Origin of the sequence: uncultured Jannaschia sp. (genome assembly GCF_947503795.1) — a bacterium.
Lineage (GTDB): Bacteria > Pseudomonadota > Alphaproteobacteria > Rhodobacterales > Rhodobacteraceae > Jannaschia.
In genome coordinates this window covers 2,103,905-2,128,146 of record NZ_CANNEZ010000001.1, presented here as the reverse complement: position 1 = coordinate 2,128,146, position 24,242 = coordinate 2,103,905, and the positions used below count along the sequence as shown (strand labels likewise).

Sequence of the window (24,242 nt, the reverse complement as noted above, 5' to 3'; positions counted from 1 at the left end):
AGGTCGTTCGTGTAAACGTGACGTTACAGGTCGCGCCGCCGTTTCCGAACGATTTCCCGCATCCCGGATGCGGCCAATGCGCCTGGTGTTGCGTTGCTGCATAGCAGGGTCGGGGCGGGGTTCGCCCGGTCGCAGGCGGGCCCCGCAGGGTCGTGGTGGTCGAGCGTGGTGGGTCTCAGCCCTCGATGCGCGACAGGTCGGCGATCTTGGTCCCCATGGTTACGATCTCCGACAGCAGGTTCAGGCGGTTGCGCCGCGTGATCTGGTTCTCTGCATTGACCTGCACCGCCTGGAAGAAAGCGTCGATGGGCGCGCGGAGGCTCGCCAGCGCGGACATCGCGGCAGTGTAGTCCTCGGACGCCATGGCCGCGTCGATCCTCGGGCGCGCATCCGCCAGGGCAGCGAAGAGCGCGCGCTCTTCCTCGGTCTCAGCCAACTTGGCATCACCGCCATAGCTGTATTCCACCCCGTCCTGCGCCTGCGCCTGATCGAGGATGTTCTTGGCCCGCTTGTAGCCCTGCAACAGGTTCGCCCCGTCCTCGGTGGCGATCATGGCGTTGAGCGCACGGGCTCGGGCCACGAGATCGGTCAGATCATCGGTTCGCTCGCCCGTCAGGCAGGCGTCGATCACGTCGTGGCGGATGCCCTCGGACTTGAGGTGTTGCTTGAGGCGGTCGTGGAAGAAGGCGAGGAGGTCCGGGGACCAAACACTTGGCAAACTGAAAACTATGTCCGCGAACTGCATCAAATTTTCATCCAGCCGATCCGATCTCACGAAACCGATTTGATCGCCAAAGTCTTCGAAATTTACCGGTTCGTCGAAATCCGGGCCAAAACTGAACTTCGTTCCTTCTTCTGGCGGAAGAACCGTGTGGTATCCCCTCAACCGGAAAGATTTGATAGCAGATCCAATCCATGTCGCGATGATTCCGCTCAATGACAGGCTTATCCCGTTGTTTAGCACCAACCGAATAAACCCCAACGCCGCCCGCCGCAGCGCATACGGATCCTTCGACCCGGTCGGCTTCTCGTCGATGGCCCAGAATCCCGCCAGCGTGTCGAGCTTGTCCGCCAGCGCCACGGCGACCGAGACCGGCGCGGTGGGGACGTCATCGGAGGGACCCAGCGGCGAGTAATGCTCTTCGGCGGCCGCGGCCACTTCGGCGGGTTCGCCCGCAGCGGCGGCATAGGTGCGGCCCATGAAGCCCTGGAGCTCCGGGAACTCGTAGACCATCTCGGACGACAGGTCGGCCTTGGCCAGCCGCGCCGCGCGTTCGGCAAGCTTGGGGTCGGCCCCCATGGAGGGCGCGATCTCGCGGGCCAGCGCCGCGATGCGGTCGATGCGTTCGGCCTGCGATCCGAGCTTTGCGTGGAAGGTGACGTCGGCCAGCTTCGCGAGCCACGGCGCGGCCCAGTCCTCGCCCCCCGCCTTCGCCACGCGCAGGTCGTTCTCCCAGAAGAACACCGCGTCCGAGAGGCGCGCCGACAGCACGCGGTCGTTGCCCGCGAGGATCGTCGCGCCATCATCGGCGGTCTGGCGGTTGGCGACGGTGATGAAATGGGTGATCCGGCCGGTCTTGTCGCGGACCGAGAAGAACTTCTGGTGCTCACGCATGGACGTCTGGAGGACCTCGGGCGGCAGATCGAGAAAGGCATCCCCGATCCGGCCCATCAGGACCACGGGCCATTCGACGAGGCCTGCGACCTCGGCCAGAAGGCCCGCATCCTCGACCACCTCCAGCCCGGCGGCGAATGCCTGGTTGGTCGCGTCCTGCCAGATCGTGTCGGCGCGGGTTTCGGAGGAGAGGACGACATACGCACGCGCGAGCTTCGCCTCGTAATCGTCAAAGGAGGTGACGGTGATCGGGGCGGGGGCCATGAAGCGGTGGCCCTCGGTGACGTTGCCCGAAGCGATGCCGTCCACCTCGAGCGGCACCACCTCCGCGCCGTCCTCGCGTGTCAGGATGCAGAGGATGCGCCGCAGCGGGCGGACCCAGCGGAGCGTGCCGTCGCCCCAGCGCATCGACTTGGGCCAGGGGAAGTCGGGGATCGTGCGCTCCAGCACCTCGGCCACGATGGCGGCGGCGGGGCGGCTGGGGGTCGTGATCCGGGCGATGTAGACCTCGCCCTTCTTGTCGGCGCGGACCTCGAGATCCTTGCGCGCCACGCCCGCGCCGCGCAGGAATCCCTCGATCGCCTTGTCGGGGGCGCCGACCTTGGGGCCGCGCCGCTCCTCGGTGGTGGTCGGGCTTTCGTCAGTGAGGCCGTGCACGGACAGGGCGAGGCGCCGGGGCGTCGTATGCGCCACCGCGCCCGCATAGGTCAGCCCGGCCTCGACCAGACCGTCGGTCACCAGCCGTTGCAGGTCGGCGGCGGCGCGGCGCTGCATGCGGGCGGGGATCTCTTCCGAGAAGAGCTCGATCAGCAGGTCGGACATGTCAGAGACTTCCTTCGGTGAGCGGCACGAAGGTCTCGCGCGCGGGGCAGGCGCGGCCGACGGCGGTGCCGTCATAGGCCTTCCGCCCGCAATCGTTGAGTTCGTGCCAGGCCCAGCCACGCCCGTCATCGGCGAGCGCCACGATCCGGTCCACGCCGAAGGCGACGTCCTGATATGCGATGAAGGCGCGGGCCTCGCCCGAGGTCAGGAGGGCGCCGATCGTCTCCGCCTCGAAGCAGTCGAACCAGGGCGGCGCGATGGTCGGGGCGGCGTCGGGATGCGGGGTCGCGGCGATCTCGCCCTCCAGCGCGGCGAGGTCCAGATCGGTCGTGAAACAGGCGCGGAAGCCCAGCGGCGACGAGCCCGAGGCGATGGCTGCGACCCCGCTTGCGGGGAGGGTCGTCAGCCCGTCTTCGGCGAGTAGCGTCAGCGTCACCGGCCCCTCGACCGGCGCGTAATAGCCGCGGGTCTGGGCGAACCAGAGTCCCGCGCCGGCACCCAAAGCGGCCAGAAGGATGGCGATGACGGCGAACTTGCCCAAGACGGTCTCCGAAGGATGGGGTCGGCGCGGGGGTAGCGCGCACGCCGGGCGGGGACAAGACTGGGGCGGCGCGGTCTGGCCCCGCGGGGCGGATCGGTGCATGGATCGGGTGCGATGACGGAGGTGATGCGATGACGGCCGGGACGACTTACGAGGCGACGCCGCTGGAGGGGCCGGGCGCGCGCGACGAGGCCGAGATGCTGGCGGCGGCAGAAGCGTTCCGCGACGGGCTGGCGACGCGCCGGACGGTGCGCGACTTCGACCCCCGGCCCGTACCCCGCGCGGTGATCGAGGCCTGCATCGCCGCCGCGGGCACCGCCCCCTCAGGCGCCAACCAGCAGCCGTGGCATTTCGAGGCGATTGCGGCCGGCGACCTCAAGGCCCGCATCCGCGAGGCCGCCGAGGCCGAGGAGCGCAAGTTCTACGAAGGCGGCGCGTCGCAGGAATGGCTCGACGCGCTGGGGCCGCTGGGGACTGATGCCGAGAAGGCGCATCTGACGGACGCGGCCTGGCTGATCGTGATCTTCGCCCAGCGCTGGGGGACGCGGGCCGACGGCACCCGCGTCAAGCACTACTACGTCCCCGAAAGCGTCGGCATCGCCAGCGGGTTCCTCATCGCCGCGCTCCACACCGCGGGGCTGGCGACGCTGACCCACACGCCCAACCCGATGGGCTTCCTGCGCGAATTGCTGGGACGCCCGGACAACGAGAAGGCCGTGATGATCCTCGTGGCCGGGCATCCCGCCGAAGGGGCTGCGGTGCCGGCGGCGGCGAAGGTGAAGAAGGGGCTGGGGGAGATTGCGGTGTTTCGGGAGTGAGGGTGGGCTTGGTGTGCCGGGCGCTGAGGGCGGAGAGCGGACATTTGCGGCCAACGGCACCAAGGCCTGCCCGGCGGACGAAGCGGTCATTGGTCAGAAGTCGCTTCTAGCTTTTCTCCGGCCAATGAGTAGCCTCCGCAAACATGACCTATGATTTGGCACTTTTGATTTTGCTGGCCGCTGCTCTGCATGCTGCCTGGAATGCGATGATAAAGGTAAGTGGCGACCGTGTAGCGGTGATGGCAGTCGTCACTTTGGCTGGAAGTGTTCTCTCACTTTTTGCCCTGCCGTTCGTGGACAGCCCTGATCCTGCCAGTTGGGCGATTCTTGCGCTGTCGATCTTGATCCACACTGGGTATCACTTCTTTCTGCCTATAGCCTATGACCACGGTGATCTCGGGCAAGTCTATCCGATTGCCCGAGGCTCGGCGCCTATCCTTGTTTCTTTGGGAGCGTATGTCTTTGCTGGAGAGCATATCAGCCAAGTAGCACTATTGGGCATTCTGTGCCTTTCCATCGGCGTGATGGCACTGACCTTCGACGGCGGAAAAGCAAGCAACATCAACTCCAAAGCGCTAGTATTTGCTTTAATGACCGGCGTTTGTATCGCGTCCTATACGGTTGCTGATGGATTGGGCGCACGTCAGGCCGGTTCAGTTCTGGGATTTGCCGTCTGGCTGACGATAGGTAATGGATTACTGACATTTCTGATCGCATTCATGTGTAAGCGAAAAGAGGTCATTGAGGTTGCGAAGAATAATGTCGTTACCGGTATAGCTGGGGGTGCGATGCAAGTCGGTGCGTACTGGATAATCGTGTACGCATTAGCTGTCGCACCGATGGGAATGGTGTCCGGCCTGCGTGAAACCAGTGTTCTATTTGCCGCCCTGATTTCAACTTTCCTGTTAAAAGAACGCTTTGGCGTTTGGCGTTTCGTTTCTGCCTGTCTTGTTACCTTCGGACTGGTTTTGAGCAGAAGTCGGAGCTAGGAAATCTTGTTATTGCTGCGTGTGTAAAGACTGTACTCTTGGGCTCGAGCCCGCCAGCCGCTGCACACACCATGAACGGCCGGTTTGGGCCGGGGAGGTACTACTCCTGTAGTCCGGTGAGCCAGGTCCTGCCGCAGTGCCGCCAGTCCGCTTCGAGACCGTTCCGACCCATGCTGAACTAGGGACGAAGAACTGTTTTGCAGATAGGAACGCGGCAATTCCCGTTCAGCCCGATCTCAGAAACCTGACAAGATCCCTCGCGGATCTACTGAGCGTTAACGCCGGAAACGGCTTGCTCGTCCTGTGGGGCACTCTTGTTCGGGACCCTTCGCAATGAACATTCGGCGTTCTAACAATGCTTAGCCATTTTTTGTCCGTGCCTTTCGTCAGTTGCCAAGTATGGCTGGGGCGCGCTCCGCGAGTGCGGTCATGAGGCCGCGGACGGGCTCGGTCGCGTTCCGACCGTCGGCAAGAAGGGCGCGGACGGGTATGGCGGACTCTTGCCAGTCGGTCAGAACGCGCGTCAGCCGGCCCGACCGCACGGCGGGCCAGGCGACGAACTCCGGCAGAAGGCAAAGACCGGCACCCCGGCAGGTGAGGTCGCAGCCGGCCTCAGGATCGTTGATGGCGAGGACGGGCCGTATCGTCGACGAGACTGGCCCTGACGGCCCGTCCAACGTCCAGGTGATCGCTTCGTCGATCCGTAGCAGCGGCACGCAACTGATGGTGTCGTGTCCTGAGATGTCGTTTATCGCCACCGGCGTTCCGCGACGCTCCAGATAGTCCGGCGCAGCGTATATGCGGCGGCGGGACTGAAACAGTTCCCGCCCGACCTTGGCATCGCCGCGGGGGTCGCCGGCGCGCACCACGAGATCGATGCCCTGCGCCTCCATGTCGATGCGGTCTTCCTCGACCCGCACGCGCACGGCTGTGGACGGGAAGGATTGGCGGAACAGCTCCAGTGCGGGCGGCAAGAAAAAATGGGATATCAGGATTGGAACGGAGACCCGGATCGTGCGGTCCCGCGAGCCCGACGTCACCTTGTCGTGCGATGCGCGCAACTGCTCCACGGCCCCCTGCACTTCCTCGAAATAGCGCCGACCGTCATCGGTGAGGGAGAAGGCCTTGGGGCTGCGTCGGGCAAGCGTCACCCCGAGCGATCCTTCCAGCCGCTTCAGCCCGCGGCTCAACGTCGACCGCGGCATGCCGGTTCGGGAGGCAGCCGGGGAGATACCGCCCGCACGGACGATTTCGACGAAGGCGACGATGTCGTTCAGATCCCGTGGCGTTCCATTCATGCAACGACAACGTCCAGCAGTGAGACGGGTTCCACGTTGTCGTCTGGATGGACAGGCCTCACCTTTCACGCATCACATCATCAGAGGGCCCAGATCAATGAGACTATACTCACACGCTATCGGGGCCGCGCTTGTCCTGGGGTGCTGCATCTCTCTCCCGCAGGCCGTCGCGGCGCAGGCGCAGGCCACGCAGTTGCCGGCCGAACGAAACGCCGCGGAAGCCTTGCAACGGCTCGAAGCCGACGATGCCGTCTTGGTTCTGGTGGACTACACGTCCGGCCTGTTTCCCATCGTCGACACGATCGAAGTGGACGAAATGCTCAATAATGCGGTCGCGCTGGCCAAGGTGGCCGAGACGTTTGACATTCCGGTGATGGTTGTGGGCAGCGAGGGCGGCTACTACGGCGATCTGCATCCCGCCATCGCGGCCCATGCGGGCGAGGGCCAGCCGTTCGGACGCGAGACGCCGTCGGCATGGGACAGTGGTCCCCTGCGCGCGGCAATCGAGGCGACCGGACGCGGCACGGTCCTGATCGGCGGCATCAGCACCGACAATTGCACGCTGCACACGTCGCTCGGCATGTTGCGGGACGGCTACGACGTGCGCGTCATCACCGACATCTCCGGCGCGGACTCGGCGCAGGCCGAACTGGCCGCGCTGTTCCGGCTGCGCGACGCCGGCGCCATCACGACGAACTGGATCTCCATGACCTCGGAACTGCTCGACGTCTGGGACAGCCCCGAAGGCGAGGCGGTCACGCAGATCTACGGGCGCCACATCAACGGGCCGAACGCCGGCGTGAACGGTGCGTCCACGGACGATGCCGGAACGGGCAGATCCCAAGAGGAGGATACAGAATGATCCGCTACGCAGTATTCGCCATCGGCACGATCATGGCCGGACCAGTTCTCGCACAGGCCGTCATGGAGCCGCCCGAAGGCTTCGAGCGCGTCGATCTGGCGGGCAATGACGAGGTGCTGACCTGCATGGTCGGCGGGGAGGGGCCACCGATGCTCCTGCTGCACGGCTGGCCTCAGACAGCGGCGGAATGGAAGCCCGTCCTGCCCGCTCTTTCGGGCCAATACACCGTCCATGCCTGCGATCTGCCCGGTATCCGCGACAGCACGAACTCCGACGACGATTTCACCAAGGCGGGTATGGCCGAGGACATCCACGCCGCCATCGCGAGCGCGGGCATCGGGCCGGTTCATCTGGTCGGGCACGATATCGGCCTCATGGTCGCCTACGCCTACGCCAGTGCTTTCCCGGAGGACGTCGCGACCCTGACGGTGATGGACGCCCCGCTGCCCGGTACACAGGTCTACAATTTCATTGCCTCCGACCCGCGTGCCTGGCACTTCGCCTTTCACATGGTCGAGGAGGTGCCCGAGGCCGTAGTGGGCAACTCGGTCGACTTCTATGTCCATCACTTCATGACGGAGCTTTGGGCCGACCCGGCAGGACCGCCCGACGAGGTCGTGGCGGCGTCCGTCGAGGCCTACGAAGACCCCGAAACCCTGCGCACGGGCTTCGAGTGGTATCGCGCCTTCCCGCAGGACGCCGAAGACAATGCGGTGAAGATGCGCACACCCCTGCCGATGCCGGTGCTAGCACTCAACGCCGGGGCGTTGTCGCCTGAGCCCTACGTCCTGCAAATGATGGAGGCGATCGCTTCGGACGTCACCGGGGGCGCCGTCGACGGAGCGGGTCACTGGCTGACCGAGGAGGCACCGGACGCCCTATCGTCGCGCATCCTCGACTTCCTGGAGGAGAACCAATGATGGACCGTCGCACCATGCTCGCGGGCACCGCCGCGACCCTTGCCGCCACTGCCACCGGCGCCCGCGCCCAAACGACCGGAGACACCGAGATGACCGACCAGCCCCGCCTTGTCATGTGGGGCGCTGCCCTCATGGTGCACCCGCTTCAGGCGCGGCTCGACGCCGTGGCCGAGAGCGGCTTCACCCACATGACCGTCTTCCCCGCCGATGTCGCCCGCTGGCGGGAGGGTGGCCTGACGGATGCCGATATCACGCGTGCCATCCGGGCGTCAGGCGTCGGCATCGCGACCATCGATCCCTACACGGGCTGGGTCCCCGGCTGGTCGCTGGAAGGTCTCGACGAGTTCACTCGCGGGTTCATCGGCTACTCCGAGGATGAGGTGTTCCGCATGGCCGATGTGCTGGAGACAGGGCAGATCAACATGGTCGAATCCGCTGGCGCCGCCTATGAGGAAACGGCCTACGCGGACGCGATGGCCGCCTTTGCCGAACGCGCCAAGGCTCGGGGCCTGCGCCCCACCTTCGAGTTCATGCCGACCTCCAAGATCGCGGGCCTGCGCGAAGGCTGGTCACTGATCCAGGCATCGGGTGCAGATGTCGGGCTGACCTTCGACACGTGGCACTTCTGGCGGTCCGACCCCGATCACGATCTGCTGGCAACCGTACCGATGGATCGCATCCTCGAAGTGCAGGTCGCCGATGGCGGGGCCGAGATCGTCGAAGACCTCCAGACCGACCTGCTCTATCACCGCCGCGTGCCCGGCGAGGGCGACTTCGACCTCACCCGCACGCTTGACGTCCTGCGCGGGATGGGGCCGATCCGGTCCGTCGGGCCCGAGACTTTCAGCCAAGAGATGAACGAGACCGCGACAGCTGACGAGGCCGTCGGTCGGAACGCCGCCGGGCTGGCAGGGCTGATGCCGGAGATCGCAGATAAACTCGGGTAGCCGTGGGCCGGCGGACGGGACGCGCGGCGTATCATACGGTTCTCAAAGGTGATTTGCGTTGCCTGAAAGGGTGATGGACAGGTGGCATCCCGTTGCCCGAAGATTGCAGCGGGAACCGATCCGTCGGCATATTCGATTTTAATCGGATGACGCGCGGGACGATCATGCGCCGCGAGAACCACTACGTCCGTTACAAAATCAAACCCGAGAGTCCGCTGCCAATTCCGATGACCAGCAATGCCACGCAAACGGCTGCGAGTATTCCGCCCAGAACGAGCAGACCGTCATCCAAGAGCAGCCCGAGGACCATCAGGGTGACGGCACCCCCGCCCGTCGTGGCGGACAGAGGGACAAGTTCGAGAAATGGCATCGACGCGCCGACCAGAAAGCTGAGGATTCCCGGCACATAGCCCATCGGCGTCCGCATCAGCCACGTCAGCCTTTGGCTGGATCGCCGTTCCAGCCAGACGAACGGCCGTTCGAGACGGTTGCGAAGCCAGACGAGCGCCGTCCTGCGGACCCGCAGGCGGCACATCCATCTCGGCAACCAGAGTTTCTTTCGGTTCAGCATGATCTGCGTCGCGATCACTGCGATCGCGATCCCGCAGACCGTCGCCACCCCGAAAATCGCCGTCGCGGGTGACAGGGCGATCAGAGACGGGACGAGGATGGCACCGCCCAGACCAGCCTGCCCGAGCGCGCTCGTGATATCGCCGACACTGACGCGTTCTCCGGACCCGGACGATGCGATGTCCCGAAGCAAACCTGCCAAGCCTTGGGAAGACAGAGCAACGCGTCGTTGTTCATGAGAGCGGACAGGCATTAGATTTCCCAAATCAGACTTGAAAGATGGACTGATATTCGTTGCTCATTGATCCAAGATCTTGGTTGCCACGGCCTTTCAGGCGTCCACGCTACGTACCGAAGCGATTTTGAGGCCACCGGGTCCCTAACTCCCAAGTACGGCCACTCCGACGATAGAGTTCGTTGCGCACGACTATCGATGGTTTTCCGTCGCAGATCCAGCGTATTTGCCAGATTGTGCGGCAGACCGACCCCTCGATTCGTCAAGAATGAGAATGGCCAATCTATAGGTCGGCACTTGTGCACCGGAGATGCCAAGCATCGCCGAAAAAATATCGCCCGCATTTAATGTATTTGGATTGCACTCTCCGATCACAAACAAGCCCAAATGTTCTCTCTGAACCGGACGGACCAACCGGCGTGTATCAAACTGCGGATTGCGGCTGTTCTCGAAGGTGCCTGATCTGCACGACACTGCCTGCGGGGTTGTCGGTCAGGTGCCCTTGGCAGATTGCGGGACCGCCGAAGTAAGTAGGAACTCCCTGAGCGAAGATCTCTCTCGGAACTTTGAAGCGGTAGCGATCACTTTAGAGGCCGTCGAAAGGCTATTCCATTCAAGTTGGAGTCCTCCGAACGCGCAGGTCAGGATGGCAATCGACGTGCGGCAAGACATGCACAATAGTGTCAGCTTCAAGAGCCTTCCGAGGTATGCATTTGATCACGCACCGCGCGCTCGAGCCGGATTTTTGAAACTGCAAAAGGAAGGGCGGCTTTGCCCACTGAGATGCCGATCGCACCTACGTCGTATCAATCCCGCGCGGAAGGTCCGCTTCGGGGCAGCCGCACTGCGCCATCGACTTGTCATGCAAACGGCAGCAACGGGCCGTCGACACCGTGCGATTGTTTTCTTGCATAGCGGCTTCTTGGTCTCCAATCTGTGTACGGACAAACTAGAGGACTAACGATGAGTGCCCGTTTATCGACAGCAATCAGGATTGGCGATGCCGCTTGGGCGATTTTGCGAAAGACAAAGAGCTTTCCAGACCAGCGTTTTGAGGGGGTTGAAGACTGGGCCGATCGCGAACATGTCGGCGTAGAGCCAATGCTGCTGGCGCTTTCGATGGAGTTGGCGCTCAAGGCATGGTTCGTTTTTGACTACGACGATCCAAATGTAGTCAAGTCACATGACGTGACCAAGCTGTTTGATGCCTTGCTGCTCGAGAGCCGGCAGAGGCTTGACGATGAGTTCAAGCGATCAGTTAATCCTCGTCATCCCAGTGTCTTTTTCATCGACTACGGTATTCGTGACATTCTTTCACAGCACAAAGATGCATTTATCGACTGGCGGTATCTCCACGAAGCAAAGAAAACGATGATGTTTGACCAGAGCGCGTTTGAGGCGACGCTCGAAATGGTGCTTCGCGAATTCAGGAAGAGATACCGCACTGAGCGGGTAAAGCCACTTCTCGGCCATCCTTTATGATGTCTGCTTTGGTGAAGCTGCACCGCGGGGTCGATCGCTGCGTTCAATGTCTCTTTTGGGCCGTCCGCACGTGAGCGATCCGAATGGCGCAGAGTCAGCTCACGCCAAGTCCTCTCTCCAACCCCCAGCCCGCGTCTGCACGAACGCGTCCGCGCAGGCCTTCGCCAGCGTCCGTACGCGGCCGATATAGGCCTGGCGTTCGGTGACCGAGATCACGCCTCGGGCGTCCAACAGGTTGAAGATGTGGCTGGCCTTGATGCACTGGTCGTAGGCCGGGTGGGCCATGACGATGCGGCGGCCGGTCTTTCGGTCGTCGGCGTCTCGCGACAGGATTTCGTGACAATGGGCCTCGGCTTCCTCGAACTGTTTGAGGAGGACGGCGGTGTCGGCCACATCGAAGTTCCAGCGGGCGTATTCCTCCTCGGTCTGGCGGAAGACGTCGCCATAGGTCATCGGGATCGTCGCGTCCGGGTCGTTAAACGGCATGTCCATGACGTGGTCGACGCCGAGAACATACATCGCAAGCCGTTCGAGCCCGTAGGTCAGCTCGCCGGACACGGGGTGGCAGTCATGGCCACCGACCTGCTGGAAATAGGTGAACTGGCTGACCTCCATGCCGTCGCACCAGACCTCCCACCCAAGGCCCCATGCGCCGAGCGTCGGGCTCTCCCAGTCGTCCTCGACGAAGCGGATGTCGTGGAGCTCGAAATCGATCCCGATGGCGCGCAAGCTCCCGAGATAGAGCTCCTGCAGGTCGGGCGGGCTGGGTTTGATGAGGACCTGATACTGGTAATAGTGCTGCAGCCGGTTGGGGTTCTCGCCGTAGCGCCCGTCGGTCGGCCGCCGCGAGGGCTGGACGTAGGCCGCGGTCCAGGGGTTCGGGCCCAGCGCGCGCAGCGTGGTCGCCGGGTGGAACGTGCCCGCGCCAACCTCCATGTCGTAGGGCTGCAGGATCGCGCAGCCCTGCGTCGCCCAGTAGCTCTGGAGCCGCAGGATAATCTCCTGGAAGGAGCGGGGCGGGGCCGTTTCGGGGGCGTCGATCATGGGGCGGGGGCCTGTCTCGGGGGTCGGCACCGCGTCTAGTGGGCAACACTCGGTGGGTCAACGCGGGCTGGACGGGGCAATGTGACCATCGGTGCCCTTTGCAATCGCGTCGCGATCGGGAAGGAAGATGCCCGGACACTTCTGGTGAGGTTTGGCGATGCGCGCGATTCTGGCGACGGCACTGATGGTTATGGCCCTCTGGACGACCGGCGCGCGGGCGCAGGACATCTACGTGCAGATCGAGGCGCACCCGTCGCTGACCGTCGCGCAGGAGCGGGTGCGGGCCTATGGCGGAATCCTTCCCAACGTGAACGGCTTCGGCCTGCGGGGCGGGTGGTACGGCATCGCGCTGGGGCCCTATGACGCGGAGGGGGCCCGCGCGACGCTGTCGCGGCTGCGGCGCGACGGGCTGATCCCGCGCGACAGCTACATCGTTGAGGGCGAGACCTATCGCGACCGCTATTGGCCGGTCGGCGCGGGCGCGGTCGTGGGGACCACCCCGGCCGCCCCGGAGGCGCCAGACGCAGAGGATACGGCGGCCTCGGACAACGCCGATGCCATCGTGGCGCCGACACCGCTGGTCGAGCCCGAGGAGACGCGGCGCGAGGCGCAGCGCTCGGAGGCCCTGCTGACGCGGGACGAGAAGATGGACCTGCAGCGCGCGCTGCAGTGGTTCGGCTTCTACACCGCTGCCATCGACGGCAGCTACGGACGCGGCACCCGCACCTCGATGGCCGCGTGGCAGACCGAGAACGGCGTCGAGGTTACCGGCGTCCTGACGACCCGCCAGCGCGCGACGTTGCTGGAGCAATATGCCGAAGCGCAGTCGGAGCTGGGGCTCGCGCCCGTCCGGCTCGCCTCCGCGGGCCTGTCGATCACGGCGCCGATGGGGCTCGTGTCCTTCGACCGGATCGAGGCGCCCTTCGTGCATTACCTCCCCCGCGGCGACAGCGGCGTGCGCCTGTCGCTGATCTCGCAGCCCGGCGACCGCGCGACGCTGGCCGGGCTCTACGAGATCCTTCAAACGCTCGACATCGTCCCGCCCGAGGGCGAGCGGTCGAAATCGCGCGAGAGTTTCCGGATCTCGGGGCTGGCCGCCGACCGCGCGACGCAGGTCTTCGCCAAGCTCGAGGACGGGCACATCATGGGCTACATCCTGTCCTGGCCGCCCGCGCAGGGCGATCTCGCCGCACGCGCGCTGCCCGAGATGGAGCGCACGCTGACCTCGATCGGTGCGCCGCTCGCGGTCGATGCCGGGTTCGAGGCGTCCGAGCAGAGCTTCGACATGGTCTCCGGGCTCGAGGTGCGGCGTCCGCTGCGCTCGGCTTCGGGGTTCTTCGTGGACGGGCAGGGGACGGTTGTGACCGCCGCCGACACGGTCGCGGGCTGCGGGCGCGTGACGCTCGACCGGATGCACGAGGTCGAGATCGCGGCGGTGGACGGGCCGGTGGCGATCCTGCGCCCCCTGGCCCGGCTGGCGCCGGTCGAGATCGCGCGACTGGCCCCCGAGGAGGGACGGCTTCGGTCGGCGGTTTCGGTCGGTGGGTTCCCCTATGGCGGCGTGCTGGGTGCGGCGACGCTGAGCTTCGGGACGCTCGAGGATGTGCGCGGTCTCGACGGGGCCGAAGACCGGGTGCGCCTGTCGCTCGTGGCGCGGGACGGCGATGCGGGCGGCCCGGTGCTCGATGGCGCGGGTCGGGTCGCGGGTATGCTGCTGCCGGATACCGGGGACGGCGACCGCGCGCTGCCGGGCGACGTGGCCTTCGCCGTCAAGGCGCGTCGGCTGGCGGATGTGCTGGCGGCGGCTGGCGTGGCGCCCGAGACCTCGGACCTCTCGACCCCGCTCGCCCCCGAGGACCTGACCGTCCGCGCCACCGGCATGACCGTATTGGTGAGTTGCTGGGAGTGAGCGCCTGTCCGGGCGCAGCCCGGCGGGGGCCCCGGTGGGGCCACCGAGGCGCGAACGGGCGGAGCCCAGCCGGTCCTGTCGCGTTGCGAGCTGGTCCGGGGTGAGGCGCTTGGTCTTTCCGATCCCCGCGCGACGACGACGCGCCCCTCCGCGCCGGCCGTCAGGCCAGCCAGAACCGCCGGGTGAAGAGGACATAGACGGCCATCAGTTCCAGCCGACCGATCAGCATCGCCGCCGAGAGAAGCCATTTCGCCGTGTCGTTCAGCGGCGCGAAGTTGCCCGACGGCCCGATCGTGTCGCCGAGGCCCGGCCCGACATTCGCGACCGCCGTCGCCGCGCCCGAGACGGCGGTGACAAAATCGAGCCCCGTCATCGCGAGGGCCACGGCGAACACGCCCAACGTGACCACGAAGAGGACGAAGAACGACATCACTGAGGACAGTACGTCGTCGGTCACGGTGCGCCCGTCATAGCGCGGCCGGAAGATCCCGTGGGGCGAGTGAATGCGGCGGATCTGGGATTTCACCGCGGCGAACAGGATCTGGTAGCGGAACACCTTGACCGAGCAGGAGGTCGAGCCGGCGCAGCCGCCGATCAGGCCGATGAAGAAGAAGACCGTGATGAGGAACCCGCCCCAGAGCATGTAGTCGGTGCTGGCATAGCCCGTGCCGGTCATGACCGAGGTGACGTTGAAGAGCGCCTCGCGGAAGGCCCGTTCCAGCGGGTAGGACGATCCCAGCGTCAGGACCGTGACCACGATCGCGGCCGCCGCCGCGAGCGCGCCGACGAAGCCGCGCACCTGCGGATCGGTCCAGAGCGCCAGGCCGTTCCCCGCGAGCGCCTGGATGTAGAGGACGAAGGGCAGGGCGGCGACGATCATGAAGGCGACGGCGATGTATTCGATCGGCCCCTTGAAGGCGCCGAAGCTCGCGTCGTAATTGGCGAACCCGCCGGTCGAGACGGTCGTCATGGCATGGGTCACCGCGTCGAACGCGTCCATGCCCGCCGCCCCGTAGGACATCGCGCAGGCGAGGGTGATGCCGATATAGATCACGCCGATGCTGGAGCTGATCTCGGCGGCGCGCGGCAGGACCTTGCCCATCGTGTCGAAGGCCTCGGTGCGGAAGATCTGCATTCCGCCGACGCGCAGCTCCGGCAGGAACACCATCGCCATGACGATCACGCCGATCCCGCCGAACCATTGCAGGAGCGCCCGCCAGAGCAGGAGGCCCGGGGGCAGCGTGTCGAGGCCGCTCAGCACCGTCGAACCGGTCGTCGTGAGGCCCGACATCGCCTCGAAGAAGGCGTCGGTGTAGCTGCTCTCCGTGGCGCCCAGCATGAAGGGCAGGGCCGCGAAGACCGGCAGCGCCAGCCAGACGCCCGTCGTCAACATGAAGGTCTGCTGCAGGCTCAGCCGGTCGCGGACGGCGTTCGAGCAGGCCAGCGCGAGGCACATCCCTGCCAGCGTCGTCAGGATCATGCTCTCGGCGAAGGGCGCCCATTCGCCGTTGCCCGCCGCCAGGTCGACCCCGAGCGGCAGCGCCATGGCACCCCCGAGGATCAACAAGAGCAGTCCGATCACATATCCGACGGGGCGAATGTCCAGCATTGCCTTGGTGTCCGTCGCCCGGCCGCGCCTGTCAACGGCACGCGCGGCGTCAGGTCTTGCGCCCGGACTGGCTGACGAAGAGGCCGCCCGCGATCAGCGCCAGTGCCACGTAGAAGCGACCAGGGAGGTCCTCGCCCAGAAGCGTGACGCCGAAGACGATCGACCAGACAGGCACCTGGTAGTTCACCAGCGTCATGAAGCCCGGCCCGGCGGTCCGGATGATCCGCACCCGGAGGAGCCCCGCCAGTGCCGTCGGCACCAGCCCGAGGGCCACGATCGCGCCCATCTGGCCCGGTGTGGCGGGGCCGGGGACGCCCTCGAACCAGAGCATCGCGGGCACCAGCCCGAGGGCCGCCACCACGAGGATCGCCGCCGAGAGCCAGGTCGCGTCCATCGGGGGGCAGCGCCGGGTCATGATCGACGAGACCGCGTAGCAGAGCGTCGCCGCGATGCAGGCGAGCCGCCCGAGCGCCGCGAGATCGCCCTCGCCCGCGGCCAGCACGCCCGGCCCGAGCAGGACGACCGCGCCGATCAATCCCATGCCGAAGCCCGCGCTCCGGCGGGGCGTAAGCTGGTCGCCGGGGACGAAGACATGCGCGAGCGGCAGGAGGAACAGCGGCAGCACCGCCATGCTGAGCCCCGCGAAGGCCGAGGGCACGTGCTGTTGCCCCCAGGCCAGCAGGAGGAACGGCAGGGCGGCGTTGAGAAGGCCAAGCCCCAGGAGGAACGCCACGAGCAGTCCGTCGAGGCGCGGGAACGGTCGCCCAGAGGCCAGCGCCAGCCCGACCAGTGCGAGCCCGCCGAGCGCGACACGCGCCGCGGCCACGGTCACCGGGCCGTAGCAGCGCAGCGCGATCGCGACGATCATGAACGTCCCGCCCCAGATCACCCCGAGCGAGACGATGGAGATCCAGTTGTCCAGCGTCGGACGGGTGACGGGTGCGGTGTTGGTCGTGGACATTCGCGGGGAGCTAGCGCGGCGCGGCGTGGACGGCCAGCGAATCCAGCGGACAGGCCGCGCGATCATGCAGACCGTAATCCCGCGCGACCTCCGCGATCCTGAGCCGGTAGTCCGACAGAAGGCCCGCCCGGCCCGCCACCTGCGTCGCGCGATGCTCGGGGCGGGTGCGCCAGGCGCGCACACTCGCCTCGTCCTCGAAGAACGACAGCGAGACGTAGCGGCCGGGATCGGCGAGGCTGCGGAACCGCTCCACCGATACGAATCCCGGATGGCCGTCGAGGAGCGGGCGCAGCCGCGCGGCGTGGTCGAGATAGGCGTCCGCATCCGTGGGCCGGACCTCGAAGATGACCGCGATCACCGGTCCACCCGCTTCAGCCATGTCCGGCTTTCGGAGCGCAGGAATCCCTCGGCCCGCGCGAAATCGTAGTTCTCGCGCCCAAGCGGGTCGTCGGCAAGGCGGGCGCGATAGGCCTCGTAGGCGGCGAGGCTTTCGATGTCGTAGATCCCGTAGCCCAGCGTACTTGAGCCTTCATGTGGGGCGAAATAGCCGGTGAGATCGGCCCCGCAACGGGGAATGGCGGTGCCCCAGTTGCGGGCGTAGCGCGCGAAGTGGTCGCGCTTGGCGGGGTCGATCTCGTAGCGGATGATGCAGGTGAGCATGGGGCCTCCGGGTGTGTTCCATGACGAGGCTAGCGGCTCGACGGCGGTGCATGGTTCGGTCATGATCGAACCATGCGAAACGGCCCTGACATCGCCCGAACCGCCGCGCTGATCGGCGACCCCGCGCGCGCGGCGATGCTGGCCGCGCTGATGGATGGGCGCGCCCTGACCGCGCGGGAGCTGTCGGAGACGGCGGGGATCACGCCCCAGACCGCGAGCAGTCACCTCGCCAAGCTCGAGGCGGGCGGTCTTCTGGCGCGGGCGCGACAGGGGCGCCACGCCTATCTGCGGCTGGCCGGCCCCGAGGTGGCGACTCTGCTGGAGGGGCTGATGGCCTTCGCGGCACCCCGGACCTCGCGCGTCCGGCCCGGCCCGCGCGACGCCGACCTGCGCGAGGCGCGGGTCTGCTACAACCACCTCGCGGGGCGGCGCGGCGTGCAGATGTATGACGCGCTGATGCGGTCAGGTGCGCTGACCGAGGGACCCGTCGCGACGGCGGCGATGGCCCACGCGCTCGCACCGCTGGAGGTGGACCCGACGGGTCTTCCGGGGCGTGCGCCGCTTTGCCGCGATTGCCTCGACTGGTCCGAGCGTCGCTCGCATCTCTCGGGGCGGCTCGGGCGTGCGATCCTTACGGCGATGGAGGCGCGGCATTGGGTGCGGCGCGATCCCGCCAGTCGCGCCATCCGCTTCACGCCACCGGGCGCGCGCGCCTTCGATGCGACCTTTCCGCCCGGCTGACCGGCGGAACCCCGGCTTCGGGCGGCGCGTTTCGACGGAATACGCCTGCAACCCGAACCCAGAGGTCCCAACATGGTCGATTTCCTGCTGCCCGCACTCGCCTTCATGACGCTGCTCGGCGTCGTCGTCTTCGCCTTCATGAGCCAGGAGAAGATCCACAAGCGCATGGATGACGACAAGGCGCGCAAGTCCACGCTGGCCGCCGACAAGGACAGCCACGGCAAGCCCGCCGACGTCTGAATGCAAAACGGGCGCGGAGGTTGTCCCCCGCGCCCGCCGTGTTTCCGTCGTGAGGCCGATCAGTTGCGGGCCTTGTCGACCATCTTGCCGTCCGAGATCCACGGCATCATCTCGCGCAGCTTGGCGCCGACCTCTTCGATCTGGTGGGCATCGTTCATCCGGCGCGTGCCCTTGAAGAAGGGCTGGCCGACCTGGTTCTCACCCATGAAGTCGCGCACGAACTTGCCGGTCTGGATGTCCGTCAGGATCGCCTTCATGCGCGCCTTCGTCTCGTCGTAGGGCAGAACGCGCGGACCCGAGACATACTCGCCGTACTCGGCCGTGTTCGAGATCGAGTAGTTCATGTTGGCGATGCCGCCTTCGTAGATCAGGTCCACGATCAGCTTCACCTCGTGCAGGCACTCGAAATAGGCCATCTCGGGGGCATAGCCCGCCTCGACCAGCGTCTCGAAGCCCATGCGGATCAGCTCGACCAGGCCACCGCAGAGGACGGCCTGCTCGCCGAAGAGGTCGGTCTCGCATTCCTCGCGGAAGTTGGTCTCGATGATGCCCGAGCGTCCGCCGCCAATGGCCGAGCAGTAGCTGAGGCCGATCTCGAGGGCGCGGCCGGAAGCATCGTTGTCGACCGCCACGAGGCAGGGCACGCCGCCGCCCTTGACGTATTCGCCGCGCACCGTGTGGCCGGGGCCCTTGGGCGCCATCATGATGACGTCGACGCCCGCCTTCGGCTCGATCAGGCCGAAATGAACGTTGAGACCGTGGGCGAAGGCGATCGCGGCGCCCTCGCGGATGTTGTCGTGGACGTAGCGCTTGTAGGTCTCGGCCTGCAGCTCATCGGGCATGGTGAACATGATCAGATCGGCCCAGGCGGCGGCCTCGGCGATCTCCATGACCTTCAGGCCCTCGCCCTCGGCCTTGGCCTTGGACGGCGAGCCGTCGCGGAGCGCCACGACGAGGTTCTTCGCACCCGAATCCCGCAGGTTCAGCGCGTGGGCATGGCCCTGGCTGCCGTAGCCGAGAATGGCCACCTTCATATCCTTGATCAGGTTCACGTCGCAGTCGCGGTCATAGTAAACGCGCATGGGGTATCCCTCCGGTTTGAAATCCTGAGCCCGTGGATATGCGGTCGGATCGGCGTATGCGAGAAGGGATACAGGTGGAACTGTCGCTCTGATTGCATTATCCATTCGCCGAAATGATGCTGAACGGATAATTCATGCTCGACGATATCGACCGTCGTCTGCTGCGCCTCTGGCTCGCGGATCCGGAGATGAGCGCGGCGGACCTGTCCGCCCGGCTCGGGATCACGGGCGCGCGGGCCGCGCGGCGGATCGAAAAGTTGCGCGAGACGGGGGTCGTGCGTGGCGTGCATGCGGTCATCGACTGGGCGGCGCTGGGCTACACGGTCGAGGTGTCGCTGCGCATCCAGCTCGAAAAGTCCCGCCCGCGCGCCTTCGAGGCCTTTCTCGAGGCCGCGCGCGAGGTGCCCGAGGTGACGGAGGTCCAGACCTTTCTCGGCCGCGTCGACGCGCGCCTGACCGCCATCGCCCGCGACATGGGGCACTGGCAGTCGGTCTATCGCGACGGTATCCTGACCCTGCCGCACATCGCCGAGATCGAGGCGCTGATGCATGTGGCGACGGTCAAGACCGACCAGAGCCTGCCGCTGTGAGGCGGATGTCGTGGCGGGGGGGCGCCGCCCCCCTCGACCCCCCGAGGTATTTCCGGCCAGAGGAGGCGGCCCGATGATCGACGATCTGGACCGGGCGATCCTGCGGGTGCTTCAGGGCAACGCGACGCTGTCGGCCGGGGCCGTGGGCCGGGCCGTGGGGCTGTCACAGCCGGCGGCGTGGCGGCGGATGCGGCGTCTGCGCGAGGCGGGTGTGCTGCGCGGGCGCGTCCTCGATCTCGATCTCGAGAAGCTGGGTTTCGGGGTAACCGTGTTCCTCGGGGTGAAGCTGGCGACGAAGGGGCGGGTCAGTCTCGAGGATTTCGAGCGCGCCGTCAGCGCGATCCCCGAGGTGCGGCGGGTCGATCACGTACTCGGGCGCTATGATTACAGGCTGCGGGTCACGGCACGCGACTTGGCGGATTTCGAGCGGGTCCTGCGGCGGCGGGTCATGGCGCTGCCGGGGGTGGGCGAGGTCGAGGCGAACGTCCTTTTGAGCGAAGAGCGGCTGGCCGGCCCGATCTGAGCGCGCCTCAGTCGTATTGCACGATCACGCAGAGGAAATCCTCGTCGCCGATCACCTCGGTGTGGTGTCCCTTGCCGCTGCGATCTTCCATCAGCCAGATCCGGCCCGGCGCGATCTCGCGTGCCTCCCCGTCGCTGGCCGTGACGCGGATGCGGCCGGCGGTCGGGACGAGCATCTGGCGGACCGGGGTCGGGTGGATCGGTTCGTTCCAGCCGGCCCGCAGACGCAGGAAAAGGCTGCGGCGGGCATCGCGGGGGGCCGAGATCTCGATGGCGCGAGCGGGCGGGGCGAAGCTGCGCTCCTCGAGATCGACGGTCACGTCGCGCCAGCGGCTTTCGCCGTCCGCATCGCTGTAGAGATGGTGGTAGATCATGCGCGTCCCCCCGTCGCGCCGGGAGTGGCGCGCGGCCAAAGCCTAAGGCGTTGGCGACCATCGGTCACGGGGCGCGCGACCGGGCGCCCGCCGCGTCGTATGCCGAGATAGGCTTTGCCAAGCGCGCGGCCCCATGGAAAAAGCGGGCGCAGCCAGGGGAGGATCGACGATGGCAATGCTCGACACGGTGGACCCGACGGGGCTGGAGGAGTTCTCGGTCGTGTTTACGGACCGCTCGCTCAACCACATGTCGGCTGCCTTCCAGGAGGTGATGCGCGATCTCGATGCCGGGCTGAAGTCGGTCTACGGCGCGGATCACGTCGCCATCATCCCCGGCGGGGGCACCTTCGCGATGGAGGCCGTCGCGCGCCAGCTGGGACAGGGGGCTCGGGCGCTCGTGGTGCGCAACGGCTGGTTCTCCTACCGCTGGTCGCAGATCATGGAGGCGGGCGCCTTCACCGAGGGCCACGAGGTGATGAAGGCTCGCCAGACGGGCAATGACAGCCGCGCGCCCTTCGCGCCGCCCCCCGCCGCCGAGGTCGCCGCGCGCATCCGCGAGACCAAGCCCGACGTGGTTTTTGCCCCGCATGTCGAGACGAGTGCGGGCGTCATCCTGCCCGACGACTACATCGCCGAAATCGCCGCCGCCGCGCACGAGGTCGGCGGGCTGATGGTGCTGGACTGCATCGCGTCGGGCTGCGCCTGGGTGGATATGCGCGCCACCGGCGTCGACGTGCTGATCTCGGCCCCCCAGAAGGGTTGGAGTGCGCAGCCCTGCGCGGGGCTCGCCATGCTGTCCGACCGGGCACGGACGCGGATCGAGGCCAGTGCGTCGGACAGCTTCGCGATCGACCTGAAGAAATGGCTGTCGATCATGGACGCCTATCTGGGTGGCGGCCACGCCTACCACGCGACGATGCCGACCGACGGGCTGCGGGTGTTTCGTGACGCGCTGGCCGAGACGCGGGCCTTCGGGTTCGACGCGGCACGGGACGCGCAGTTCGCGCTGGGCCGGAGGGTGCGCGCGATGTTGGCCGAGCGGGGGCTGCGATCCGTCGCGGCCGAGGGGTTCGAGGCGCCTGGCGTCGTCGTGGCCTATGCGCCGTCGCCGGCGATCCAGACGGGGAAGGCCTTCGCCGAGCGGGGGATGCAGATCGCGGCAGGCGTGCCGCTGGCGGTGGACGAGCCGGACGATTTCGCGACGTTCCGTCTGGGGCTCTTCGGCTTGGACAAGCTCAAGGACGTGGAGGGGACGGCGGATCGGCTCCGCGTCGTGCTCGACGATGTGTTGGCCTCGGAGCGGGCGGCCTGAGGGCTTTGGGACCGTCCGAACCTTCGAGCCTTTGCGAAGATTATTCGTACGAAAAATCGCGACCGATGTGCCGGGGGCCGCGCAATGTGAGCGTCAGACTATCGCGATCGGCCCGATAGGACTTTGCGAATCGAATGTCGCGATTGCGCGGGCGCCGTCAGGCTGCGCGCCCGAGCCCCAGTCGCATCAGCAGCGTCCGCACCGGCGCGATGTCGTGGATCAGCCCGATCCCCCAGCCGCGTGCGGCCTGCATCGGCGCGCCCCCCGCGATGGACGTTCGGTTGAGCAGGTCGATCCCCGCCATCCGCGCGGCGACCTCGGTCCAGCGGCGGCGCTGATAGCTGTCGAGCATCGCGCGCGACCCTATCTCGCCCTCGGCGCAGAGGTTGCGGAGAAGGGCGATGTCGGCCAGCGAGGTATTCAGGCCCTGCGCGCCGATGGGTGGCATCGCATGGGCGGCCTCGGCGGCCAGCACGAAGCGGCGCGCGGTGAAGCGGTCGGCCAGCCGGGACACGATCGGCCAAGCGGCGCGGCGCGACACGAGGCGGAGCGGCACGAGCGCGCCCGCCGCCCGCGCCTCGGCCTCGCCCAGGAAGGCGTCGTCGTCGAGGTCCATGCGGCGGATCTGCGCCCCCGCCTCGTCCATCCAGACGACCGCCGAACGATGTGCCCCGTCCCGGTCGGGCAGGGGCACCAGCGTGAAGGGTCCGCCCGCGCGGTGCACCTCGATCGACACGTTGTCGTGCGGGGCGGCATGGGCGACGGCGAAGACGATCGCCGTCTGGCCGTAGTCCACGCTGCGCGCGCCGATTCCGGCCATGTCGCGCAACGGGCTCGCCTTGCCGTCGCAGGCCAGCACCAGGCGTGCCGCGATGCGTGCGCCATCCGACAGGGTGACGCGGGCCTCGGCCTCGCGGAGGAGGAGCGACGCGACGGAGCGGTCGAAGCGCAGGGTCACCGTTTCGAGCGCCTCGGCCCGCGCGAGGAGTTCGCGTCGGAGAAGCCAATTGGGCAGGTTCCACCCGAAGGGCGCGTCCGAGATGTCGAGCGCGTCGAAATCGCGGGCCACGGGATCGGGTCCGGCGGCATCGACGATGCGCATCGTCCAGAGCTCGGTCGCGTGGGCGGCCAGCCCGTCCCAGGCGCCAGCCCGGTCGAGCAACGCGCGGGCGGGCTGCAGAAGCGCGGTCGTGCGGAGGTCGGCGCCGGGCGCGTCCTCGCCGGTCACTGGCGGCGCAGGGTCCACGAGGGTCACGCGGTGCCCCTCGGCGCCCAGTGCGCAGGCGGCGGCGAGGCCCGCGGGGCCCGCGCCCGCAATCAGGATGTCGGTGTCGAATGCCATGGGGTCGAGGTAGTCCGCAGACCGCCCACCTTCCACCCCGTCAGTCCGCGACGATGCCGCGCAGGAACCCGGCAAGGTCGGCAGTGTGATGATGGATATAGGGATCCGCGGCGCGGGCCGGGCCGACCTGCACCGTCGCCATCCCGAGACCCGCGGGCACCTCGAGGTTGCGGGGACTGTCCTCGAACATCGCACTCCGCGCGGGATCGAGCCCGTCGCGCGCATGGGTCGCCGCGTAGTTGCGAGCGTCGGGCTTGGGGATATGGGCCTCGGAATGCTCGATCCCGTGGACCGCATCCCAGAGCCCTGAAAGATTGCAGGCATCGAGTACGCGGGCCGCGTAATCGGCCGTGCCGTTGGTATGGATGATTCGGCGGCCCGGCAGGGCCGCGATCGCCGCCCGCAGGTCCGGGTCGGGTGCCAGCACAGAGAAGTCGATGTCGTGGACGTCGCGCAGGAACGGGTCGGGATCGGTCCCGTGTTCCTCCATCAGCCCGGCGAGCGTGGTGCCGTGATCGTGCCACCAGCGGGCCCGCAGGCGATCCGCCTCGGCCGCGGTGACGCCCAGTTCGGCGACGATCCAGCCGACCATCCGCGCTTCGATCTGGGGAAAGAGCGGGGTGCGGGGCGAATAGAGCGTCTCGTCGAGATCGAAGACCCAGGTGGTGACGTGATCGAAACCCATGCCCGCCGCTAGCGGCTGTGGCGGGGCCCCGCAACCCCCGTGCTTGCTCCGCCGCGGGGGTGCGTCTAGCGT

The 24,242-nt window shown here is 66.9% G+C and carries 25 protein-coding genes; 12 read left to right on the top strand and 13 right to left on the bottom strand.

The genetic code is table 11. The features are described 5' to 3' along the window. Positions 1-175: 175 nt before the first annotated feature. Positions 176-2,437 carry a glycine--tRNA ligase subunit beta gene (glyS, locus tag Q0833_RS11105; RefSeq protein WP_298434096.1) on the bottom strand — a complete coding sequence of 754 codons (2,262 nt, stop codon included), beginning with the start codon at positions 2,435-2,437 and terminating at the stop codon, positions 176-178. Position 2,438: 1 nt separating this feature from the next. Then, positions 2,439-2,978, bottom strand: a complete 540-nt coding sequence (locus Q0833_RS11100) for a DUF6446 family protein (RefSeq protein WP_298434093.1) — start codon at positions 2,976-2,978, stop codon at positions 2,439-2,441. 131 nt (positions 2,979-3,109) lie between these two features. On the opposite strand from Q0833_RS11100, the gene Q0833_RS11095 reads away from it, so the two are divergent. Both Q0833_RS11095 and Q0833_RS11090 read left to right on the top strand, forming a co-directional pair. Further along, on the top strand, positions 3,110-3,796 hold the full coding sequence (locus tag Q0833_RS11095) for a nitroreductase family protein (RefSeq protein ID WP_298434090.1): 687 nt from the start codon (positions 3,110-3,112) through the stop codon (positions 3,794-3,796). Between the two features lie 143 nt (positions 3,797-3,939). Then, on the top strand, positions 3,940-4,785 hold the full coding sequence (locus Q0833_RS11090) for a DMT family transporter (protein ID WP_298434087.1): 846 nt from the start codon (positions 3,940-3,942) through the stop codon (positions 4,783-4,785). 386 nt (positions 4,786-5,171) lie between these two features. On the opposite strand, the gene Q0833_RS11085 is transcribed toward Q0833_RS11090, so the two are convergent. Continuing rightward, complete coding sequence (locus Q0833_RS11085; protein WP_298434084.1) at positions 5,172-6,083, bottom strand: LysR family transcriptional regulator; 912 nt, start codon at positions 6,081-6,083, stop codon at positions 5,172-5,174. Between the two features lie 97 nt (positions 6,084-6,180). Between Q0833_RS11085 and Q0833_RS11080 the strand changes: the two genes are divergently transcribed. The 3 genes from Q0833_RS11080 to Q0833_RS11070 are packed head-to-tail and all read left to right on the top strand — an operon-like array spanning position 6,181 to position 8,812. Further along, positions 6,181-6,945, top strand: a complete 765-nt coding sequence (locus tag Q0833_RS11080) for an isochorismatase family protein (RefSeq protein WP_298434081.1) — start codon at positions 6,181-6,183, stop codon at positions 6,943-6,945. Continuing rightward, a complete protein-coding gene (locus Q0833_RS11075; RefSeq protein WP_298434078.1) occupies positions 6,942-7,865 on the top strand; it encodes an alpha/beta hydrolase in 924 nt (307 codons plus the stop codon). Before Q0833_RS11080 ends, Q0833_RS11075 begins: the two co-directional genes overlap by 4 nt. Then, positions 7,865-8,812 carry a TIM barrel protein gene (locus Q0833_RS11070; protein ID WP_298434075.1) on the top strand — a complete coding sequence of 316 codons (948 nt, stop codon included), beginning with the start codon at positions 7,865-7,867 and terminating at the stop codon, positions 8,810-8,812. The genes Q0833_RS11075 and Q0833_RS11070 overlap by 1 nt, the downstream gene beginning before the upstream one ends. A 190-nt stretch (positions 8,813-9,002) precedes the next feature. Here the strand turns inward: Q0833_RS11070 and Q0833_RS11065 are convergent, their stop codons facing one another. Continuing rightward, a complete protein-coding gene (locus Q0833_RS11065) occupies positions 9,003-9,584 on the bottom strand; it encodes an exopolysaccharide biosynthesis protein (RefSeq protein ID WP_298434072.1) in 582 nt (193 codons plus the stop codon). 996 nt (positions 9,585-10,580) lie between these two features. On the opposite strand from Q0833_RS11065, the gene Q0833_RS11060 reads away from it, so the two are divergent. After that, positions 10,581-11,099, top strand: a complete 519-nt coding sequence (locus Q0833_RS11060) for a hypothetical protein (RefSeq protein ID WP_298434069.1) — start codon at positions 10,581-10,583, stop codon at positions 11,097-11,099. Positions 11,100-11,198: 99 nt separating this feature from the next. Here Q0833_RS11060 and Q0833_RS11055 read toward each other — a convergent pair whose 3' ends face one another. After that, positions 11,199-12,143 (bottom strand): glycine--tRNA ligase subunit alpha, encoded by a 945-nt coding sequence (locus Q0833_RS11055; RefSeq protein WP_298434067.1) that lies wholly within the window; start codon positions 12,141-12,143, stop codon positions 11,199-11,201. Between the two features lie 157 nt (positions 12,144-12,300). Between Q0833_RS11055 and Q0833_RS11050 the strand changes: the two genes are divergently transcribed. Beyond that, positions 12,301-14,052 carry a serine protease gene (locus tag Q0833_RS11050; RefSeq protein WP_298434064.1) on the top strand — a complete coding sequence of 584 codons (1,752 nt, stop codon included), beginning with the start codon at positions 12,301-12,303 and terminating at the stop codon, positions 14,050-14,052. A 160-nt stretch (positions 14,053-14,212) separates the two neighbouring features. Here the strand turns inward: Q0833_RS11050 and Q0833_RS11045 are convergent, their stop codons facing one another. Genes Q0833_RS11045 through Q0833_RS11030 form a run of 4 tightly spaced genes read right to left on the bottom strand, consistent with a single transcriptional unit; the run spans position 14,213 to position 17,282 of the window. Next, positions 14,213-15,661, bottom strand: a complete 1,449-nt coding sequence (locus Q0833_RS11045) for a TrkH family potassium uptake protein (protein ID WP_298434061.1) — start codon at positions 15,659-15,661, stop codon at positions 14,213-14,215. 49 nt (positions 15,662-15,710) lie between these two features. Further along, positions 15,711-16,622 (bottom strand): DMT family transporter, encoded by a 912-nt coding sequence (locus Q0833_RS11040; RefSeq protein WP_298434058.1) that lies wholly within the window; start codon positions 16,620-16,622, stop codon positions 15,711-15,713. A 10-nt stretch (positions 16,623-16,632) separates the two neighbouring features. Continuing rightward, on the bottom strand, positions 16,633-16,980 hold the full coding sequence (locus Q0833_RS11035; protein ID WP_298435102.1) for an antibiotic biosynthesis monooxygenase: 348 nt from the start codon (positions 16,978-16,980) through the stop codon (positions 16,633-16,635). Further along, positions 16,977-17,282 (bottom strand): NIPSNAP family protein, encoded by a 306-nt coding sequence (locus tag Q0833_RS11030; RefSeq protein WP_298434055.1) that lies wholly within the window; start codon positions 17,280-17,282, stop codon positions 16,977-16,979. The genes Q0833_RS11035 and Q0833_RS11030 overlap by 4 nt, the downstream gene beginning before the upstream one ends. Before the next feature lie 72 nt (positions 17,283-17,354). On the opposite strand from Q0833_RS11030, the gene Q0833_RS11025 reads away from it, so the two are divergent. Next, positions 17,355-18,023: a helix-turn-helix transcriptional regulator gene (locus Q0833_RS11025; protein WP_298434052.1), complete on the top strand. Its 669-nt coding sequence runs from the start codon at positions 17,355-17,357 to the stop codon at positions 18,021-18,023. A gap of 72 nt (positions 18,024-18,095) precedes the next feature. Further along, positions 18,096-18,263, top strand: a complete 168-nt coding sequence (locus Q0833_RS11020; RefSeq protein ID WP_298434049.1) for a hypothetical protein — start codon at positions 18,096-18,098, stop codon at positions 18,261-18,263. A 59-nt stretch (positions 18,264-18,322) separates the two neighbouring features. Here the strand turns inward: Q0833_RS11020 and ilvC are convergent, their stop codons facing one another. Then, positions 18,323-19,345 (bottom strand): ketol-acid reductoisomerase, encoded by a 1,023-nt coding sequence (gene ilvC, locus Q0833_RS11015; RefSeq protein WP_298434045.1) that lies wholly within the window; start codon positions 19,343-19,345, stop codon positions 18,323-18,325. A 134-nt stretch (positions 19,346-19,479) separates the two neighbouring features. Here ilvC and Q0833_RS11010 point away from each other — a divergent pair, with 134 nt between their 5' ends. Continuing rightward, entirely contained in the window at positions 19,480-19,935 is a 456-nt protein-coding gene (locus tag Q0833_RS11010) for an Lrp/AsnC family transcriptional regulator (protein ID WP_298434042.1), read from the top strand. 73 nt (positions 19,936-20,008) lie between these two features. Next, positions 20,009-20,458 carry an Lrp/AsnC family transcriptional regulator gene (locus Q0833_RS11005; RefSeq protein WP_298434039.1) on the top strand — a complete coding sequence of 150 codons (450 nt, stop codon included), beginning with the start codon at positions 20,009-20,011 and terminating at the stop codon, positions 20,456-20,458. 7 nt (positions 20,459-20,465) lie between these two features. Here the strand turns inward: Q0833_RS11005 and Q0833_RS11000 are convergent, their stop codons facing one another. After that, positions 20,466-20,831 carry a cupin gene (locus Q0833_RS11000; protein WP_298434036.1) on the bottom strand — a complete coding sequence of 122 codons (366 nt, stop codon included), beginning with the start codon at positions 20,829-20,831 and terminating at the stop codon, positions 20,466-20,468. A 169-nt stretch (positions 20,832-21,000) separates the two neighbouring features. Here Q0833_RS11000 and Q0833_RS10995 point away from each other — a divergent pair, with 169 nt between their 5' ends. Continuing rightward, positions 21,001-22,143, top strand: a complete 1,143-nt coding sequence (locus Q0833_RS10995; RefSeq protein WP_298434033.1) for an aminotransferase class V-fold PLP-dependent enzyme — start codon at positions 21,001-21,003, stop codon at positions 22,141-22,143. 157 nt (positions 22,144-22,300) lie between these two features. Here Q0833_RS10995 and Q0833_RS10990 read toward each other — a convergent pair whose 3' ends face one another. Both Q0833_RS10990 and Q0833_RS10985 read right to left on the bottom strand, forming a co-directional pair. After that, positions 22,301-23,485 carry an FAD-dependent oxidoreductase gene (locus Q0833_RS10990; RefSeq protein ID WP_298434030.1) on the bottom strand — a complete coding sequence of 395 codons (1,185 nt, stop codon included), beginning with the start codon at positions 23,483-23,485 and terminating at the stop codon, positions 22,301-22,303. A gap of 40 nt (positions 23,486-23,525) precedes the next feature. After that, the gene (locus tag Q0833_RS10985) at positions 23,526-24,170 is read right to left on the bottom strand and encodes a pyrimidine 5'-nucleotidase (protein ID WP_298434027.1); all 645 of its coding nucleotides are present in this window, start codon (positions 24,168-24,170) and stop codon (positions 23,526-23,528) included. Positions 24,171-24,242: the final 72 nt, after the last annotated feature.

Bases quoted from the DNA above. Each gene is read 5' to 3' on its own strand.
- glyS (WP_298434096.1), bottom strand. From the start codon at position 2,437: ATGTCCGACCTGCTGATCGAGCTCTTCTCGGAAGAGATCCCCGCCCGC.
- Q0833_RS11095 (WP_298434090.1), top strand. From the start codon at position 3,110: ATGACGGCCGGGACGACTTACGAGGCGACGCCGCTGGAGGGGCCGGGC.
- Q0833_RS11090 (WP_298434087.1), top strand. From the start codon at position 3,940: ATGACCTATGATTTGGCACTTTTGATTTTGCTGGCCGCTGCTCTGCAT.
- Q0833_RS11085 (WP_298434084.1), bottom strand. From the start codon at position 6,083: ATGAATGGAACGCCACGGGATCTGAACGACATCGTCGCCTTCGTCGAA.
- Q0833_RS11080 (WP_298434081.1), top strand. From the start codon at position 6,181: ATGAGACTATACTCACACGCTATCGGGGCCGCGCTTGTCCTGGGGTGC.
- Q0833_RS11075 (WP_298434078.1), top strand. From the start codon at position 6,942: ATGATCCGCTACGCAGTATTCGCCATCGGCACGATCATGGCCGGACCA.
- Q0833_RS11070 (WP_298434075.1), top strand. From the start codon at position 7,865: ATGGACCGTCGCACCATGCTCGCGGGCACCGCCGCGACCCTTGCCGCC.
- Q0833_RS11060 (WP_298434069.1), top strand. From the start codon at position 10,581: ATGAGTGCCCGTTTATCGACAGCAATCAGGATTGGCGATGCCGCTTGG.
- Q0833_RS11055 (WP_298434067.1), bottom strand. From the start codon at position 12,143: ATGATCGACGCCCCCGAAACGGCCCCGCCCCGCTCCTTCCAGGAGATT.
- Q0833_RS11050 (WP_298434064.1), top strand. From the start codon at position 12,301: ATGCGCGCGATTCTGGCGACGGCACTGATGGTTATGGCCCTCTGGACG.
- Q0833_RS11045 (WP_298434061.1), bottom strand. From the start codon at position 15,661: ATGCTGGACATTCGCCCCGTCGGATATGTGATCGGACTGCTCTTGTTG.
- Q0833_RS11040 (WP_298434058.1), bottom strand. From the start codon at position 16,622: ATGTCCACGACCAACACCGCACCCGTCACCCGTCCGACGCTGGACAAC.
- Q0833_RS11030 (WP_298434055.1), bottom strand. From the start codon at position 17,282: ATGCTCACCTGCATCATCCGCTACGAGATCGACCCCGCCAAGCGCGAC.
- Q0833_RS11025 (WP_298434052.1), top strand. From the start codon at position 17,355: ATGCGAAACGGCCCTGACATCGCCCGAACCGCCGCGCTGATCGGCGAC.
- Q0833_RS11020 (WP_298434049.1), top strand. From the start codon at position 18,096: ATGGTCGATTTCCTGCTGCCCGCACTCGCCTTCATGACGCTGCTCGGC.
- ilvC (WP_298434045.1), bottom strand. From the start codon at position 19,345: ATGCGCGTTTACTATGACCGCGACTGCGACGTGAACCTGATCAAGGAT.
- Q0833_RS11010 (WP_298434042.1), top strand. From the start codon at position 19,480: ATGCTCGACGATATCGACCGTCGTCTGCTGCGCCTCTGGCTCGCGGAT.
- Q0833_RS11005 (WP_298434039.1), top strand. From the start codon at position 20,009: ATGATCGACGATCTGGACCGGGCGATCCTGCGGGTGCTTCAGGGCAAC.
- Q0833_RS11000 (WP_298434036.1), bottom strand. From the start codon at position 20,831: ATGATCTACCACCATCTCTACAGCGATGCGGACGGCGAAAGCCGCTGG.
- Q0833_RS10995 (WP_298434033.1), top strand. From the start codon at position 21,001: ATGGCAATGCTCGACACGGTGGACCCGACGGGGCTGGAGGAGTTCTCG.
- Q0833_RS10990 (WP_298434030.1), bottom strand. From the start codon at position 23,485: ATGGCATTCGACACCGACATCCTGATTGCGGGCGCGGGCCCCGCGGGC.
- Q0833_RS10985 (WP_298434027.1), bottom strand. From the start codon at position 24,170: ATGGGTTTCGATCACGTCACCACCTGGGTCTTCGATCTCGACGAGACG.